Annotated in this window: 12 protein-coding genes; 7 read left to right on the forward strand and 5 right to left on the reverse strand. The window is 72.3% G+C overall.

The annotated features are described in order from the left end of the window. Position 1: 1 nt before the first annotated feature. From G3576_RS14650 to G3576_RS14675, 6 genes are all read left to right on the forward strand, one after another. Entirely contained in the window at positions 2–2056 is a 2055-nt protein-coding gene (locus G3576_RS14650) for a PP2C family protein-serine/threonine phosphatase (RefSeq protein ID WP_164695155.1), read from the forward strand. Between the two features lie 18 nt (positions 2057–2074). Next, positions 2075–2509: an ATP-binding protein gene (locus G3576_RS14655; protein WP_164695156.1), complete on the forward strand. Its 435-nt coding sequence runs from the start codon at positions 2075–2077 to the stop codon at positions 2507–2509. A 124-nt stretch (positions 2510–2633) separates the two neighbouring features. Next, on the forward strand, positions 2634–3893 hold the full coding sequence (locus tag G3576_RS31285) for a hypothetical protein (RefSeq protein ID WP_164695157.1): 1260 nt from the start codon (positions 2634–2636) through the stop codon (positions 3891–3893). An 81-nt stretch (positions 3894–3974) separates the two neighbouring features. After that, entirely contained in the window at positions 3975–5312 is a 1338-nt protein-coding gene (locus tag G3576_RS14665) for an NHLP bacteriocin system secretion protein (protein ID WP_164695158.1), read from the forward strand. A gap of 5 nt (positions 5313–5317) precedes the next feature. Further along, the gene (locus G3576_RS14670) at positions 5318–7453 is read left to right on the forward strand and encodes a cysteine peptidase family C39 domain-containing protein (protein WP_164695159.1); all 2136 of its coding nucleotides are present in this window, start codon (positions 5318–5320) and stop codon (positions 7451–7453) included. 5 nt (positions 7454–7458) lie between these two features. After that, positions 7459–10305, forward strand: coding sequence for an ATP-binding cassette domain-containing protein (locus G3576_RS14675; RefSeq protein WP_164695160.1), 2847 nt, complete (start codon positions 7459–7461; stop codon positions 10303–10305). Here G3576_RS14675 and G3576_RS14680 read toward each other — a convergent pair whose 3' ends face one another. The 5 genes from G3576_RS14680 to G3576_RS14700 all read right to left on the reverse strand — a co-directional run bounded on the left by G3576_RS14680 (position 10306) and on the right by G3576_RS14700 (position 14631). Continuing rightward, positions 10306–10953, reverse strand: coding sequence for a trimeric intracellular cation channel family protein (locus tag G3576_RS14680; protein ID WP_235951939.1), 648 nt, complete (start codon positions 10951–10953; stop codon positions 10306–10308). A gap of 4 nt (positions 10954–10957) precedes the next feature. Next, positions 10958–12178 (reverse strand): MFS transporter, encoded by a 1221-nt coding sequence (locus G3576_RS14685; protein ID WP_164695161.1) that lies wholly within the window; start codon positions 12176–12178, stop codon positions 10958–10960. A 196-nt stretch (positions 12179–12374) separates the two neighbouring features. Next, positions 12375–13223 (reverse strand): LysR family transcriptional regulator, encoded by an 849-nt coding sequence (locus G3576_RS14690; RefSeq protein WP_164695162.1) that lies wholly within the window; start codon positions 13221–13223, stop codon positions 12375–12377. A gap of 108 nt (positions 13224–13331) precedes the next feature. Next, on the reverse strand, positions 13332–14039 hold the full coding sequence (locus tag G3576_RS14695; protein WP_164695163.1) for a DUF2076 domain-containing protein: 708 nt from the start codon (positions 14037–14039) through the stop codon (positions 13332–13334). Between the two features lie 163 nt (positions 14040–14202). Beyond that, positions 14203–14631: a CoA-binding protein gene (locus tag G3576_RS14700; RefSeq protein WP_164695164.1), complete on the reverse strand. Its 429-nt coding sequence runs from the start codon at positions 14629–14631 to the stop codon at positions 14203–14205. Positions 14632–14735: 104 nt separating this feature from the next. On the opposite strand from G3576_RS14700, the gene G3576_RS14705 reads away from it, so the two are divergent. Continuing rightward, positions 14736–15710 (forward strand): OmpA family protein, encoded by a 975-nt coding sequence (locus tag G3576_RS14705; protein ID WP_164695165.1) that lies wholly within the window; start codon positions 14736–14738, stop codon positions 15708–15710. Positions 15711–15753: the final 43 nt, after the last annotated feature.

The raw sequence follows: 15753 nt of genomic DNA on the forward strand, positions 1-15753 counted from the left end.
CATGCTGCTGAGATCCCGCATCCTGCTTCTCTTCGGCCTCGCCATGGCGCTGGTCGCGGCTTCCGTCGCCGTGCCGGCCTGGCTGGTGCTGCGCGACGGGGAGGATCGTGCCGCCGCGCTCCGCGCCGCCGTGCAATCGGCGTCGCTGAACGAGGCGGTGGAGCGCGCCGGCGCGCCACTCGTCACGCTGCTGCGCCAGATGGCGGCGGATGACGCGCTGCGCACGGCGCGTGCGGCGCATGACGAGTCGGCGCTGCGCCAGCGCCTGGCGGCGCTGCTGGCGGAGACGGGGCTGGACGGGCCCGCCGGGCGCATCGACATGGTGGGGCCGCAGGGCCAGCTGCTGGCGGCAGCGCCGGCGGCGGCGGAACCGCTGGCCAGCGGCGCCACCGCCCTGCAGCGCGACCTGGCGCCGGATGGCATCTCCGCGCGGTTCGAGGCCTCGGCCGAGGGCCCCATGCTGCTGGTGGTCAGCCTGCGGCTTTCCACCGGCGACCTGCTCTCGGCCAGCATGGCGGCCGATGCGGCGCTGGGCGGCGTGGCGCGGCAGCTGGGCGCCGACCTGCTGCTGCGGGACCGCCAGGGCCGCGTGACCTTCGCCACCGACCAGTCGCTGCGCGACAGCGCGGCCGCGCTGCGTGAGGGACAGACCTTGGCCCTCGCCGGCCGGCTGTTCCGGCTGGAGGCCACGCCCCTCGACAATTCCGCCGGCGCGCGCGTCGGCGAGGTGCTGGTGCTGGCCGATGCGACGGCGGAGACGCAGTCGCGCCAGCTGCTGCTGCTGCTGGCCGGCGCGCTGCTGGTGGTGGCGGGTGCCGTCACCTGCGGGCTGCTCTACCGCGTCATCCGCGATGCCATCGACCCGCTCAGCGAACTCGCCCGCGCGCTGCAGGCGGTGGCGGGCGGCGACATCTTCGCCTCCGCCGCCATCGCCGCGCGGCGCGACGAAGTCGGTGATATCCAGGCCGCGCTGGAATCGCTCCGCAGCAACACCCTGGCGCTGGACCGGCTGCAGACGCGCAACCGCCTGTCGGCGCTGCGCGAACGCGCGCTGATCGGGCAGGAGATCGCGCGGCTGACGGCGGTGCTGGATGGGCCGGAGCGTGACGAGATCCTGGGCCTGCTGGAAGGGGAGGGCGCGGCGCTCGGCCCCGCCTTCACGCGGCTTTCGGGCCATGTCGTGCAGCAGCACCAGGCGATGGCGACGCTGCTGGAGGAGCGGACGCGCGACCTGGCCCTGGTGCGCCAGGCGCTGGAGGAGCGCACGCAGCTCAACCGGATGCGGGAGGAGCTGGATGTCGCGCGGCGGCTGCAGCTGTCCTCCGTGCCGACCACCTTCCCGAAGCGCCCCGACTTCCGGCTGCATGCCGCGATGGTGCCGGCGAAGGAAGTGGGCGGCGATTTCTGCGACTTCGTGATGCTGGACGAACACCGCCTGGCGCTGCTGATCGGCGATGCCTCCGGCAAGGGCGTGCATGCCGCCATCTTCATCGCCATGGCGCGCAGCCTGCTGCGGGCCGCGATCGGCCGCGGCGCGAGCCCCGCGGAGGCGCTGGCGCAGGCGAACGACGTGCTGTCCACCGACAATCCGACGATGATGTTCGCCACCGTCTTCGCCGCCGTGCTGGATTGCCGCACGGGGCTGATGACCTACGCCAATGCCGGCCACAACCCGCCGCGCCGCCGCGGCGCGGTGGGGGAGGCGGAGCTGCCGGTGGCGCGCGGCATCGCACTCGGCGTCATGGATGGCATGGAGTTCGTGGACCAGCAGGTGACGCTGGATGCCGGCGACATGGTGCTGATGTTCACGGACGGCGTGACGGAGGCGGTGGCGCCGGGCGACATCCTGTTCGGCGACGATCGCCTGGCCGCCATCGTGGCCGATCCGGCGCTGGAAGCGCCCGCGCAGCTGGTGGAAGCGGTGGCGCGGCAGGTGGAGGCCTTCGCGGATACGGAGCCGCAGGCGGACGACATCACGATGATCGCGCTGCACTGGCGTGGGCATCCGCCGGCCCGTGCCATCGATTCGACGGTGGAGGAGCTGGCATGCGCGTGACGAGGGCGAGAGGCTGAGATGGCGATGCTCCAGCTGGAATGCGCGCGTGACGAGCAGGCGGTGGAACGGCTGCTGGATGCCATCGAGGAGCATCTGGGCGATGCCGGCGCCACGATGGCGGAAGCCATGCAGCTGCGCCTGGTGGCGGAGGAGATCGTCACCAACATCGCGCGCTGCGCCTGGCCGGACGGCGAGGAGGGACGCTTCAGCGTGGAGCTGGAAGCGGTGCCCGATCCCGCGGGACTGCAGGTGCGGCTGACGACGATCGATGACGGTGCCCCCTTCGACCCGACGGTGCAGAAGGCGCCCGACATCGAGGCCGGAATCGATGACCGTGCGATCGGCGGCCTCGGCATGTTCCTGGTGAAGGAGATGACCGATGCACAACGCTATGCGCGCGCGGATGGAGAAAACCGTTTCTGTGTCGAGAAACTTCTTCATCGCGCTGCTTAACACTCGCGCAATCTAACCCAACGTATTGTCCGGACATCCGCAGGAAGCGGTCCATGTCGGAACCCAACGTCATGAGGGCCAAGGGTTCCTCCATCGCCTCAGCCTGACAGGGAAATACCCGCCGATGAACGCCGTCACCAAGACCGCCTTCGTGGAGCTGGACGACAACATGCTGGCCGCCGTCGTGGGCGGCAGCGGCGCGATCCAATCGAGCCAGCAGGCCGGTGACGGCCAGGAAGATGACGTGGAGTATGGCGTCGCGATCAGCGGCCCGGTGGTGAAGTCAGGCGGCGCGGGCGTCGGCGTGATGGAGACGGTGTCGACCGAGATCGGCGGCGTGAAGGTGACCGGCGCGGCCGGCGCTTTCGCGGGCGGCAACTACGAAGTGACGATGACGGGCGTCGGCGCCTCGGCGGGTGCGGGCGCTTTCGCGACGATCAGCGGCAGCAAGACGGAAGGCAACGTCACGACGACCGTGACGGTCGAGGCGGGCACGGGCGTGATGGTCGGCGCCAGCGTCGGCGTCACCGGCGTCTCCGCCTCCGGCGCCGCGGGTATCGGCGGCACCGTGAGCGTGACGGTGGAGACGGAGCACAAGCTGGGCGCGGGCGTCACCGCCACCACCGGCACCACGGTCGAGGCCGGCGTGAAGGCGGGCGTCGAGGGCCAGATGGCCTATGGCCTGACGGGCGTGAAGGCGGATGCGGGCGTGATGGCGGGCGCCTACTACTCCGTCACGGCGGAAGCCACGATCGGCACCAAGGAAGCCTCCGGCACCGTCTCCGGCGGCTATGTCGATCCGGGCTCCGCGGGCGTGGGCCTCAACGGCACCGCGGCGCTGGATGGTGGCAAGGTCACGCTCGGCCTGGGTGGCGAGGCCGCGATCGGCATCGGCGGCCTGAATGCCGGCGCCAGCGTCACCGTCGATACGAAGGCGGTCGCCGATACCGCCGAGAAGGCCGCGATGGCGACCAGCGAGGCGACGCTGAAGGCGGCGGCCGAGGCGCAGGCGCTGGCCGACAAGGTGGCGGCGGAGAAGGCGGCGGCCGAGGCGAAGGCGGCAGTGGAAAAGGCAGCGGCCGAGGCGAAGGCGCTGGCCGACAAGGTGGCGGCGGAGAAGGCCGCGGCCGAGGCGAAGGCGGCGGCGGACAGGGCTGCGGCGGAAGCGAAGGCCGCGGCCGACAAGGCGGCGGCGGAAGCGAAGGCGGCTGCCGACAAGGCCGCGGCCGAGGCGCGGGCGCAGGCGGAGCGGGCCGCGGCGGAAGCCAAGGCTGCGGCGGAGAAGGCCGCGCAGGATGCGGCCAAGGCCGCGCAGGATGCGGCGAACAAGGCCAAGAACACGGCGAAGAGCGTGGGCAGGAAGATCAAGCGCCTCTTCCGCTGATCCAGAGCAGGGCGCGGCCTTCGCAGCCGCGCCCTATCCGCCATCGCCTTGTGACTGCACCCCGCGCGCGGAACCACGCCCATGGAAAACCCCGGCAAGACCCCGCTGTTCCGGGCCGAGGCCGTTGCCTCCGCCACCTCCGTCACCACGGTGGATGATGCGCTGGAGGTGGTGCCGCCGCCGCTCAAGATCCTCTGGGGCGTGCTGGGCGCGCTGACGGTCGGACTGCTCGGCTGGTCGGCGGTGACGAATGTGCCGGTGAAGATCAATGGCCAGGGAATCCTGCTCTCGGCAGGCGGGCTCACCGACATCGTCTCCGACACGGAAGGGCGTGTGGTGGAATTCACCGCGCGGCCCGGCGACCTGGTGACGGCGGGCAGCGTGGTCGCCGTGGTGGACCAGGCGGAGCTTCGCCTGCAACTCGCCGCGGCGGAGGGCGAGTTGCGGGATGCGGAGACGGCGCGGAGCGAGATGCGCCGCTTCCAGGACCGCGAGCAGGCCGCCGACCGCGCCTGGCGCGCAGCGCGGGATGAGGGCCTGGCGCGCAGCCTGCGCGCCGCCCAGGACCGGCTGCGCCTGCTGACGGAGCGCGAGGGCGTGGTGCGGGACCTGGCCGACCGGTCGCTCGCCACGCGCGACCGTGCCATCGGCGCGCAGATCGAGCTGTTCGGCGTGCGCGACCAGATCGAATCGCTGCAGAACGACCGCCGCGTGCTGGAGATGGACGCGATGATGCGCCAGACCCAGCGGGAGCGGGACCTGCTGACTGCCGACCAGCGCGTGCAGACGGCGGAGCGCCAGGTCACGACGCTGACGGAGCGCATCCAGCGCATGGGCGCCGTGCGGTCGCCCTTCGATGGCCGCGTGGTGGAAGCCAAGGCTAATGTCGGCCAGGTGGTCAATCGCGGCGGGCCGCTGCTGACGCTGGTGCGGAGCGACAGCGATGCGGGTAGCGGGCCGCTCGTCGGCCTCGTCTATGTCGGCGCGCAGGACGGCAAGAAGCTGCAGCCGGGCATGGTGGTGGACCTGTCGCCGGCCACGGCGCCGTCGCAGGAATACGGCTATCTGCGCGGCCGCGTGCTGCGCGTCGCGGATACGCCGGCCAGCAGCGCGGGTATGCTCCGCACGCTGCAGAACGATGCGCTCGTTTCCGAATTCCAGCGCAACCAGCGCACGCTGTTCGAGGTGAACATCGAGCTGGAGCATGATGCGCGCGGCCGCCACGTCTGGTCCGGCGGCAATGGTCCCGCCTTCTCCATCGAGGGCGGCACCCCCGCCACCATGCAGGCGACGGTGCGCCAGGTGCGCATGATCGCGCTCGGCCTGCCGGCCTTGCAGCGCTGGCTGGGGGAGGATGTGCGGGTCACGACGGATGCCGCCGCGCCCCGTGCGGTGACCACCAGCCAGCTGGCGCGGTGAGCGCCATGCGCACGCCGACCATCCTGCAGGTGGAGGCCGCGGAATGCGGCGCCGCCGCGCTCGGCATCATCGCCGCGCATCACGGGCTGTGGCTGACGCTGGAGGATCTGCGCGCGCGCTGCGGCGTCTCCCGCGACGGCAGCAAGGCGCAGCATGTCGTGGCGGCGGCAAGGGAGCTGGGCTTCGAGGTCCGCGCCGTGCGCTGCGAGCCGGAGGCGCTGGCGGAGGTCGAATGCCCGGCCATCCTGCATTGGGGCATGGACCACTTCCTGGTGCTGGAGGGCAGGTCCGGCGGGCAATGGTGCCTGAACGACCCGGCGCGCGGCCGTCGCCGGGTGGATGACCGGGAGCTGCGCCGGCAGTTCAGCGGCATCCTGATCATGATGAAGCCGGGCCCCGCCTTCCAGAAGGGCGGCTCCGCGCCCAGCGCGCTGCGCGGCCTGGCGGACCGGCTGAAGGGCGGCCGCGCCGCCGTCTGGCTCGCCATCGGCATCAGCCTGATGCTGGCCGTGCCCGGCGTGCTGCAGCCGAGCTTCCGGCAGGTCTTCCTCGACCGCATCATGTCCGCGCATGTGATGGAGTGGCTCTGGCCCATCGTGCTGGTGGTCTTCGGCGCGGGCCTGTTTGCCGCGATCTGTACCTGGATGCAGAAGACGCTGCAGCACAACCTCGAAACGCGCGTCGCCGTGCGCGGCGGCATCGAGTTCATGGAGCGCGTGCTGCGCCTGCCGCTGTCCTTCTACGGCCAGCGCGGCGCGGCGGGGATCGCGGATCGCGTGATGCTGAACGACCGCGTCGCCGGCACGGTGGCGAAGGAGATCGGCGGCACCATGCTCGCGCTGATCATGGCGGTCACCTACCTCGCGGTGCTGATCCTCTTCGACTGGCGGCTCGGGCTCGTCTCGGCGCTGGGGGCGGCGACGCTCGGCCTTGCGCTGCTCGTGCTCTCCGCGCGGTTGCAGGAGGATCAGCAGCGGCTGCTGAACGAACAGGGGCTGGAGGATGCGGAGGCGAAGCAGGGGCTCCGCATGATCGACAGCTACCGCGCCAGCGGGACGGAGGCGCTGCTGTTCGACCGGCTGACGGCGCGCCGCGCCCGCGCGCTGAACCTGCGGCAGTCGCTCATGCTGGGCCGCACGGCGCTGAAGCACCTGCCGGGGCTGGTGACGACCATCGCGGCGGCGGCGGCGATCGGCGTCGGCGGCGGGCTCATCATCGATGGGGAGATGTCGATCGGCGCGCTGGTCGCCTTCCTTTTCCTGCAATCCGCCTTCCTGGCGCCGGTCGGGCGGCTGGTGCAGCTCGGCCCGCGGCTGCAGGAGGCCGGGGCCAATCTGCGCCTGCTGGACGACACGCTGCGCCACCCGCTCTCGGAGGAATTCACCAAGCCCCCGCCCGCGCCGCGGCTGATCCGGCGGCTGGCGGGCAAGGTCGAGTTGCGCGACGTCACCTTCGGGCATTCGCGCCGCGCGGCGCCGCTGATCACCGATGTCTCGCTGACCATCGAGCCCGGCGAGCGCGTCGGCATCGTCGGCGCCTCGGGCTCGGGAAAGTCCACGCTGGCGCTGCTGGCGGCGGGGCTGCATGAGCCCTGGTCGGGCCAGGTGCTGCTGGACGACAAGCCGATCCGCGACATCCCCCGCGCCGTGCTGCGGCAGAGCGTGCAGGTGGTGGACCAGAACGGCTTCCTCTTCACGGGGACCGTCCGCGACAACATCGCGATGTGGGATCCGACCGTGTCGGAGGAACGGCTCCACGCCGCGGCGCGCGATGCCGTCATCCACGACTTCATCCTCGACCGGCGCGAAGGCTACGCCTTCCCCGTGACGGGCGGCGGCGCCAACCTCTCCGGCGGCCAGCGCGCGCGGATCGAGATTGCCCGCGCCCTGGTGCAGGACCCGCGCATCCTGGTGTTCGACGAGGCGACGGCCGCGCTGGATGACGAGACGGAGGCGGAGCTGCTGTCCAACATCCGCCGGCGGGGTGCCACGATGCTCGTCATCGCGCATCGCCTGGCGCCGCTGCGCGACTGCGACCGCGTGGTGGTGATGGAACGCGGCCGGATCGTGGAGATGGGCCCGCCCGGGGAGCTCGCGGCGCGCCGCGGCGCCTTCGCGCGGCTGATGCTGGCGGAGGCCTGATCGTCATGGATACGCTGACGTCGAACCTGGCGATCGACCCGATCGACCGCCGCTTCCAGCAGCCGCCCCGCAGCCTGGTGGAGCCCGGCGCCTTCTGGCTGCTGGAAGGGGGCGAGGCCGACATCTTCGCCGCCGTGGAAGGGCTGGAGGAGGGCGTGGCGCCGCCCGGCCCCTACCTGTTCGTCGGCCGGCTGGAGGAAGGCAGCCTGGTCGTCGGGCATGAGTCCGACATCGAATGCCTGGTGATCCGCCCCGCCGCCGGCGCGGTGCTGCGCCGCCTGCCACATCTCGGCGCGCTGGGCGGGTCGGAGGCGGTGCTGGAGGCGATGCAGGGCTGGGCCGGCGTGCTGGCCCAGGGGCTCGGCGCGCGGCTCTGGCGGCCCTCCAACATCGATCGCGTGGCGCGGCCCGGGCGGATGCTGCAGCTCGCGGACCGGCAATCCGCCACCACGCGCGGCGACGGCGCCTGGCTGCGCCTGCCGGCACAGGGCGCCATGCTGCTGGGCCTCGAACCCGTCTCCGGCCTGCTGCCCCTGCCGCCCCAGGCCTGGCTGGTCGCGGGTTCGGCCTTCGAGGCACCCGTGTTCACGAGCGTGGCGCCCGATGCGCTGGAGGAAGCGGCGGCCGGTGTCAGCGCCTTCACCCAGGCCTGCGTCGCCATGCTGCCCGGGCTGCGCAGCCTGGCGGAGATCGATGAGAGCGGGCGCCTGGAACAGCGCGCGCGGCAGGACCGGGAGGCCGAGAGCCGCACCGCCGGCATCGCCGCCAAGCTGCTGCATGCGCCGGCGCCGCCGGAAGCCGATCCCGGCCAGGATGCGGCGGCGGAGCCGCTCTTCCTCGCCATGGTGGCGGTCGCCAAGGCTGCCGGGCTGCGCCCGCGCATCACGCGCCCGACGCGGCTGCGGGAGCAGGATATCGACACGCCGCCCACGATGGAGGAGATCGCCCGTGCGTCGGGCCTCCGGCTGCGGCAGGTCTCGCTGCCGGGCGACTGGTGGAAGCGCGACCTCGGCCCGCTGCTGGGGCGGGAGATCGGCGGCGATGCCGTGGCGCTGCTGCGGGATGGCAGCCGCTACGTCGTGCAGAAGCCGGGCGTGGCGCCGCGGCCGGTGACGGAAGCGGTCGCGGCCACGCTGCTGCCGCAGGCCTGGACGCTGATGGAGCCGCTGCCGGACCAGCCGCTGGGCTGGCCGCAGCTGCAATCCTTCGTGCATCCCCATGCGCCCGACAAGGCGCTGGCGATCGGGGCGGCCATCATCGGCGCCTTCCTCGGCCTTGGCATGCCCATCGCCATGTCCTTCGCGACGGGGTCGCTCATCCCCGGAGGCAACCGGCTCGGGCTGGTGGAACTCGGCATCGCGCTGGCCTGCGTCGGGCTCGCGAACTTCGTCGTGCAGATGGCGGGCGACATCGCCAAGCACCGCATGACGGCGACGATGGAGGCGCCGCTGCATGCCGCGCTCTGGGACCGGCTGCTGCGGCTGCCGATCCCGGTGCTGCGGCGGCACAACCCCTCGGAGCTCGCCTCGCGCCTCGGCGTCGCGCTCGCCGTGCCGCTCGGGCGCAAGAACTACCGCCTGGCGGCGATCGGCAGCGCGGCCACCTTCGTCACCGCCATGGCGATGCTCTTCGCCTATATCCCCATCGCCGCCGTGGTGGCGCTGCCGCTGATCCTGGCGCAGCTCGGCCTTTCCATCCTGGCGGGCGTGCTGAAGACCCGCGCGCATGCCGCGAGCCTGGCGCAGACGGGTGCTGCGGATGCGCTGGCGATCGAGGCCGTGAGCGGCATCACCAAGCTGCGCCTGGCCGGGGTGGAGCAGCGGCTGCTGGCCAGCTGGGCGGAGCGCTTCATGGTGCTGCGCGGCAGCAAGATGGCGGAGGAGCATGTGGAGACCTGGCACAGCGTCGGCTCCGCCTTCCTGACCTTCCTGGCGCTCGGCCTGTTGTTCCTGGTCTTCGCGGCGGGCGATGCCGGCACCAAGCCGGCCGTGATCGGCTTCCTCATGGCCTTCATGATCGCCAATGGCGCGGCCACCGGCTTCGGCGCGGCCTTCATGGGCTGGCATCCGCTGAATGCGATGCGGGACTACGCCGCGCCGCTGATGCAGTCCCTGCCGGAAGCGACGGCGGGGCGGATCGATCCCGGGCGGCTCTCCGGCCGCATCGAGCTGTCCAACGTCGCCTTCGCCTATGAGGGCGCGGAGCAGCCGGTCTTTCGCGGCCTGAATTTGGAGATCGAGCCGGGCGAGTTCGTCGCCGTCATCGGGCGGTCGGGCTGCGGCAAGTCCACGCTGGTGCGGCTGCTGCTGGGGCTGGAGCGCCCGCATTTCGGCAGCGTGGCCTATGACGGGCAGGACCTCGCCTCGCTCGACCTCGGCCTGCTGCGGCGGCGCGTCGGCACGGTGCTGCAGGGGGCCACCCTGCCGCCCGGCGCGCTGATCGACACGCTGCGCGGCTTCAGCGAGGCGAGCGAGGCGCGGATCTGGCAGGCGCTGGAAGGGGCGGCGATCGCGGAGGATGTGCGGGCCATGCCGCTCGGGTTGAGGACGCCCATCGCCGATGCGTCGCAGGTTTTGTCGGGCGGGCAGGTGCAGCGGCTGCTGCTGGCCCGCGCGCTGGTGAACAAGCCGGATGTGCTGATCCTGGACGAGGCGACCAGCGCGCTGGATCCGACCACGCAGGCCGTGACGACGCGGACGGTCGCGACCATGACCTGCACGCGCATCGTCATCGCGCACCGGCTGGAGACGATCCGCGGCGCCGACCGCATCGTGGTGGTGGAGGAAGGCCGCATCGCCCATGCCGGCACCTTCGCCGAACTGGTCGAGGCGGGCGTGATCGAAGGCGCGTAGCTACCGCTCGTCCGGATAGTCGCGGGCGGGCTTCGGACGGAAGGGCGGGAGCGACCAGCCGCGCCACAGGGCCACGCCGCGCAGCCCGAAGCCCAGCGCGATGCCGGCGGTCAGCGCGATGTCGCGGGGCAGGGGGGCCAGGCGCAGCACGACATAGGCCGCCGCGGCCGCCATGGCAGCGGTGATGTAGATCTCCTTCCGCAGGATCAGCGGCAATTCGTTGCAGACCACGTCGCGGATGATGCCGCCCGCCGTCGCCGTCACCGCGCCGAGCAGCACGGCGGCCCAGGGGTTGGCGCCGGCGATCAGCGCGATCTCCGCCCCCAGCACGGCATAGAGGGCGAGCCCCACCGCATCCGCCCAGAGCAGCGCCTTGAAGCGGCTTTCCACGCGGTGGGCGAAGAAGAAGACGAGGATGGCGGTGGCGGCCGCGATGGCCGGTAGTTCGGGCGATTTCAGCCAGAAGATCGGCGTGCGGCCCAGCAGCAGGTCCCGCACCGTGCCGCCGCCGAAGCCGGTGATGACGCCGATCAGCACGAAGCCCACGATGTCCATCTGCTTCCGGCTGGCGACCAGCGCGCCGGAGGCGGCGAAGACCGCGATGCCCAGCAGGTCGAGGACCCGCAGCGCGGTGTCGAAGCTGCCCAAGCGCCTATTCCGCCGCGACCGGCACGGCGCGCGCCCGCATCGCCGCGCCCTGGGCGCTGCCCATGCAGAACAGCGACGCCACCAGCAGCGCCGCCGCCAGCGGAAAGACCATCCAGGCCAGGCCGAGGTCGATCAGCCAGCCGAAGGGCACCGGCGTGATGGCGCCGCCCAGCGGCAGGCCGGAGGAGACGAAGCCGAAGACCTTGCCCATCTGCCCTGGCGGGATGGCGTTCTTCAGCATCACGTCGCGCGGCGTGCGCGACGACCCCATCAGCAGGCCGGACGCCGCGGCGACCGCCGGCAGCAGCCATTCCGGCATCGGCACCAGGCCGAGCGAGAGCAGCAGCGCGGCGGAGGCCATGGTGGTGGACACCACGAAGACCAGGTGGCGCGTGGAGCGATCCGCATACCAGCCGCCCACCAGCGTGCCCCCCGTGGCGCCCACCATGTAGGCCGTCAGGGCGAGGGACGCGACCGCGACCGGCGTGCCCCAGAGCTTGCCGAGCACCGTGATGGACCAGGCCTGGATGGCGCTGCCCGCCATGGCGGAGAGCAGGAAGAAGGCGAAGAACAGCAGGATGGGACGCGACAGCAGCAATTCCCGCCCGCCCGGCCCCGCCGCGCGGTCCTTGGGCTTCGCCTGGTCCTTCAGGATGCGGCCCTGCAGCCGGATCGCCAGCACGACGGGGACGCCCACCAGCCCCAGCACCAGCAGCACCATCCGCCAATCCATCACCAGCAGCATGGCCGCCACCACCGGCGGCCCGGCGGCGAAGCCGAGATTGCCGGTGAAGGTGTGCATGGCGAAGGCGCGGCCAATGCGCGACGGATGGATGGAGGCGCCGAGGATCGCGTAGTCCGCGGGGTGGATCACCGCATTGCCGACGCCGGACAGGATGGAGAGCAGCACGATCGCCCAGTAGCCCGGCGCGAAGGCCATGGCGGCGATGGACAGCGCCATCAGAAGCACGCCGCCCAGCAGGAAGGGCATGGCGCCGTGCCGGTCCACCAGGAAGCCGACCGGCGTCTGCAAGGCCGCCGTGACACCCGCCATCAGCGCGACCGCAAGGCCGAGGGTGGCGAAGGAGACATCGAATTCCGCCTGCCACACCAGGAAGAGCGGCGGCAGGCAGAGCATGTAGAAGTGGCTGAGGAAGTGGCCGGTGCCGATCAGCGCCAGGACCCGGGCGTCGTGGTGCGGGGCGTCTTGGGTGTCGGCGGGCATGCGGGGCTCCGGGTCTCACGCGCGCCTTCCTGTCCCCCACCCCGACCCTCCCCCGCAAGCGCGGGGGAGGGAGTGCGGGTGGCGCAGCCTGCTCCCTTCCCCGCGCTTGCGGGGGAGGGCTGGGGTGGGGGTATTCGCGCGCCACGCTGCGCCCCTCGCCCGCGCCCGGTCAATCGCAAGCGGCGCAGGGCTGACCCTACTCCGCCAGGCTGTCCCGGATCAGCCCGACCAGCGGCGCCACCACCGGGCTGCGGCCCGTCTCGTCGCCGAAGATCGCCATCTCGACGACACCGAGTGGCGGCAGGCCCGGCACCTCCCGCAGCCCTGGCGGGAAGCCGCTGCGGCCCAGCACGGTCATGGCGAAACCCGCCTGCGCCGCCGCCGCCAGGCCGAGCAGGCTGTCGCAGGTGAAGACGGCCTCGAAGGCCAGGCCCGCGCGGGCGAGGGCGGCCAGGGCCCGTTCCCGGAACATGCAGCCCTCCGGCAGCAGGGCGAGGGGCAGGGGGCGGCCTTCCGGCGCCTGCCAGTCGGGGGAGGCGGCCCAGACCACCGTCTCCGTCCAGATCGGCACGCCGGCCGTCTCCCCGTCCCGGCGCTTGCCCAGCACCAGGTCGAGCCCGCCGCGGGCCTGCTTGGCGCGGAGTTCGTGGCTGCGCCCCACCTCCACCTCCAGCCGCACCTCCGGATAGGTGGTGGAGAAGCGCGCCAGCATGGGGGCCAGGCTGCGGGGGACGAAATGGTCGGCGACGCCGAGGCGGAGGCGCCCCGCGACGGGCGGCGCCACAAGGCGGCGCACAGCCTCGTCGTTCAGCGCCAGCATGCGCCGCGCATAGGCCAGCAGCGTCTCCCCTTCCCGGGTCAGGCCGACGCGGCGGCTGGTGCGCTGGAAGACGGGGCGGCGGACCAGGTCCTCCAGCCGCTTCACCTTCAGGCTAACGGCGGATTGCGTCAGGCCGAGCGCGGTGCCCGCCGCGGTGAAGCCGCCCTGCTCCGCCACCGTGACGAAGCAGCGCAGCAGGTCGAGGTCGAGGTCCGGGATGCGCATTTTCGTCACTATCGCCAATGGATTCCTGGCAATCAATGAGGAGCCCGCATGAAAAAGGGCGCGGCGGGTGTCCCCGCCGCGCCCCTGGCCGATCACCTGGTGGGGTGATCAGATTTCCTCGTCGTAGCCGCCGCCGGCGTCATCGTAGCCCGCGCCGCTGTCATAGGCCTGGGCGTCGTCGCCATAGGTCTGGCCGCCCGCGCCCGGATCGGTCCAGGGGGAAGCGCCCGCCGCCGCATCCGTGGCGCCGGAGGTCGCGGCTTCCGCCGCCTGCGCCGTGCCGCCGCCGAAGGCGCCCATCAGCGCATTGCCCAGCATCATGCCGCCGGCGACGCCGACCGCCGTCATCATGGCGGTGCCGAGGAAGCCGCGGCCGCCGCCCTGCTGCATCGCGGCCGGGTTGTAGCCCGGCGGATACTGCGGCTGCGGGCGGGGCGGCATCGGCGCGGGGCGCGCGCCGCCGCCGCCGAACATGCCCCCGAACATCCCGCGATTCTGCTGCGCGGCCTGGCCCTGGCGCTGGGCGTTCTCCAGCTCCCACTCCAGCTGCTGGATGCGGTTCTGCATCTCGACCAGCGCGTGCTCCTGCACGAAGGCGGTCTGGGTGATGCGGTAGCGCGCCTCGGGGTAGCGGTTAAAGAGGTCCGCGATCAGCGCATCGGCTTCGCGGTCCACCGGGGGCAGCGGCTGCGCGGCCGGCTGCTGCTGGCCACCCAGCGCGCCCCAGGGCGAGGCCGGACGCGCCGGCGCCGCGTTGGCCGCGCCGCTCACCCGCTCCACATAGCCGGTGATGATCCGGCGTTCCTCGTCCGTCATGTCTCTCTCGTTCCCTGTCAGGAAGTCCGGCCGCGTCGCGGTCCGGGCGGGCGGGTGGGGCCGGCGGGTTGCCCGCGTTACCTTACCGGCTTGTAACCTGCACCGAAGGTGGCCCGCCGCCGCTCCGTTTTCAAGCGGGGAGGAGGTGTCGAAGCGTGACCGTTCAGGGAACGATCCTCGCGGGCAGGTTCAGGCGCCGCCATTCGATGGCCGGGCAGCGATCCATCACCACCACAAGCCCCGCCGCGCGGGCCCGTTCCGCCGCGGCCTGGTCCACCACGCCGAGTTGCAGCCAGACCGATTTCGCGCCGAGCGCGATCGCCTCATCCACCACCGCGCCGGCTTCCGCGCTGCGGCGGAAGATGTCCACCATGTCGAGCGGCGCGGCCTCCGCCAGGCTTGCTGCCACCGGCCGGCCGTGAATGGCCTTGCCGGGCAGGGTCGGGTTCACCGGCGTCGCGTCATAGCCGCGCGCGAGCAGGAAGCCGAAGACGCCATGGCTCGGCCGGTCGGGCCGGTCGGAGGCGCCGACCACGGCGATGCGCCGGGTCTTCAGCAGCAGGTCGCGGATGGTGTCGTCGGTCGTCGTCATGGCGATGTTCTGCGCCCTTCGCATCGGGCCGGGAAGGGTGGCCGCGAAGCGGATGAAACAATGCCGCGATTGCCCGGTTTCCGCCGCGCGCGGAATGATGCCGCATGCGCCTGCTCCTGCTCCTCGCCGCCCTCCTCCTTTCCGCGCCGGCGCTGGCGCAGCCGCGGCCCGCGCCGGATGTCGCCGGCGGGCGGGACCATCCGCTGGTCGGGCGCTACGAGGGGTCCTTCATCCGCCACTACCGCGCGCGGGACTATGACGAGTTCCGCATGATCAACCGCCCCGTCTTCGGCCGCGACACGCGGGAGACGGGGTCGCGCGTGAATGACCGCAACTCCACCCCCGTTGCCGGCCGCGCCTTCCGGCTGCGCTATGAGGGGCCGGAGGGGCGCTCCCCGCTTGAGGTCATGCGCAACCACCAGGAGAAGCTGGCGGCGAATGGGTTCGAGACGCTCTTCGCCTGCCGCGCCCAGGAATGCGGCGATCGGTCCGATTTCTGGTTCGCGGTGGTGGAAGGCGTGCAGGGCCCGGGGCCGGGCCTGGCGCCGGGCTGGGAGAACCAGCTCTACACCCTGGCCAGGCTGACGCGGCCGGAGGGCGACGTGCATGTCGCGATCCTCGCCGTGGCGCAGGGGCAGCGGACGCAGGTGCTGGTGGATGTGGTGGAAAGCCGGCCGATGCAGGGCGGGCGCATCACCTTCGTCGATGCCTCCGCCATGCAGCAGGCGGTGGAGCGGACCGGGCGCGTCGCGCTCTATGGCATCCAGTTCGGCTTCGACAGCGCGGAGATCCTGCCCGCCTCGCGCCCGACGCTGGAGGAGATCGCGAGGTTCCTGCGGGCCAATCCCGCGATGAACGTGATCGTCGCCGGGCATACGGATGGCCAGGGCGCCTTCGACTACAATGTCCAGCTTTCGACGCGCCGGGCGCAATCGGTGGTGGCGGCGCTGACGCGGGAATGGGGCATTGCGGCCGCGCGCCTCACGCCCTTCGGCGTCGGCATGGCGGCGCCCATCGCCAGCAACGACAACGATGCGGGCCGGCAGCAGAACCGGCGCGTGGAGATCGTGAAGCGGTAGCCCTTCCCTCGCCCGGCAATCGGTTGCACGCTTCCCGTACCGA

This window comes from Falsiroseomonas algicola (assembly GCF_011040385.1).
GTDB lineage: Bacteria > Pseudomonadota > Alphaproteobacteria > Acetobacterales > Acetobacteraceae > Falsiroseomonas > Falsiroseomonas algicola.

Bases quoted from the DNA above. Each gene is read 5' to 3' on its own strand.
- G3576_RS14670 (WP_164695159.1), top strand. From the start codon at position 5,318: ATGCGCACGCCGACCATCCTGCAGGTGGAGGCCGCGGAATGCGGCGCC.
- G3576_RS14655 (WP_164695156.1), top strand. From the start codon at position 2,075: ATGGCGATGCTCCAGCTGGAATGCGCGCGTGACGAGCAGGCGGTGGAA.
- G3576_RS14690 (WP_164695162.1), bottom strand. From the start codon at position 13,223: ATGCGCATCCCGGACCTCGACCTCGACCTGCTGCGCTGCTTCGTCACG.
- G3576_RS31285 (WP_164695157.1), top strand. From the start codon at position 2,634: ATGAACGCCGTCACCAAGACCGCCTTCGTGGAGCTGGACGACAACATG.
- G3576_RS14700 (WP_164695164.1), bottom strand. From the start codon at position 14,631: ATGACGACGACCGACGACACCATCCGCGACCTGCTGCTGAAGACCCGG.
- G3576_RS14665 (WP_164695158.1), top strand. From the start codon at position 3,975: ATGGAAAACCCCGGCAAGACCCCGCTGTTCCGGGCCGAGGCCGTTGCC.
- G3576_RS14705 (WP_164695165.1), top strand. From the start codon at position 14,736: ATGCGCCTGCTCCTGCTCCTCGCCGCCCTCCTCCTTTCCGCGCCGGCG.
- G3576_RS14650 (WP_164695155.1), top strand. From the start codon at position 2: ATGCTGCTGAGATCCCGCATCCTGCTTCTCTTCGGCCTCGCCATGGCG.
- G3576_RS14685 (WP_164695161.1), bottom strand. From the start codon at position 12,178: ATGCCCGCCGACACCCAAGACGCCCCGCACCACGACGCCCGGGTCCTG.
- G3576_RS14695 (WP_164695163.1), bottom strand. From the start codon at position 14,039: ATGACGGACGAGGAACGCCGGATCATCACCGGCTATGTGGAGCGGGTG.
- G3576_RS14675 (WP_164695160.1), top strand. From the start codon at position 7,459: ATGGATACGCTGACGTCGAACCTGGCGATCGACCCGATCGACCGCCGC.